The following is a 978-nucleotide window of genomic DNA, read 5'->3' as shown; positions in this document are numbered from 1 at the left end:
CCGTAGTAATGCTTCGGCGGGAGTAGCTGGATATGGGCAGGAAGACAACCACTAAAGCCTTTCGAGAACGTGCAGTATCAATGGTTCTGGCGGGGCAGACAGCGGACAGTGTGGCTGAGGAGTTAGGTGTAGAACCCCACAAAGTACGTCGATGGTTTAATAATGCAATAAATAATTCTGCCTCTGTTAACCCTGGTATCTTTGATGTTTCTGTTAGTAGTACACAGCCTCCCAAGCCCTTGGGGGGGAGCAAAACTGTTATTGATCGGGAGAAGCGAAAGCTTGAGCAGGAGAATAAGCATTTAAGAGAGCTGGTACATCTGAGTACCCAATGGATTTCGGCCTATATTGCAATGCAAACTGAATACCGTACAGGACACTAACCGCTGCATGTTACTGCGCCCGAATCCCAAGCCATCAGAGTCACTGGAAAGCTATATGATCAGGCTGGCAGACTTGTATGGTTATACCCCAAAACAGCTTATTGAGCGATTTCATATTATTTTAGATGAAGCAGACCAACAGCTGGCTGGTTCACTGCCCGGTCATCTTCGGCAACTGAATGTCTACCATGCCAATACGTCATCAGCCTTACGTATTGAGTGCCTTGAGTTACTTTCCGAGAAAATGTGTAAAGGTCGCCTGCCTATCATGGGAATGGCCGTTTTTCGGTCACCCACGCGGTATGCATCAAGACACAATTCATTACACTGGCAAGGGATTGATATACCTCGATTTTTTGTTCGTAAAAGCTCGATTCCAATATGCCCAAAATGTTTCCAGGAATCAGAAGAAGCATTTGTACCATTCTACTGGCATTTACACGTGGTAAGAGCCTGCCCGCACCATGGCTGTAAACTGGTTGAGGTCTGCCCTGATTGTTCTCAAGGCCTTGACTATATTCATGCAAGCAACCTGTCGGGTTGTTCTTGTGGTCAAAAATATAGAGATATGCCTGTAGAACCAGCTTCCACATCC

General features: G+C 46.3%; 2 protein-coding genes. Both read left to right on the top strand.

Translation table 11 applies throughout. The features are described from left to right. The first annotated feature begins 32 nt into the window (after positions 1 to 32). A complete protein-coding gene (locus J7438_RS25925; protein ID WP_209278919.1) occupies positions 33 to 383 on the top strand; it encodes a transposase in 351 nt (116 codons plus the stop codon). A gap of 7 nt (positions 384 to 390) precedes the next feature. Then, positions 391 to 978, top strand: a 588-nt coding sequence (locus J7438_RS28555; protein ID WP_209278918.1) for a TniQ family protein, incomplete at its 3' end; no start/stop codon positions are given.

The sequence above is a fragment of the Thalassotalea sp. G20_0 genome (assembly GCF_017744175.1).
GTDB lineage: Bacteria > Pseudomonadota > Gammaproteobacteria > Pseudomonadales > Endozoicomonadaceae > Endozoicomonas.
The sequence above is the reverse complement of the archived record's forward strand: the minus strand, read 5'-3'. Positions and strand labels throughout refer to the sequence as shown.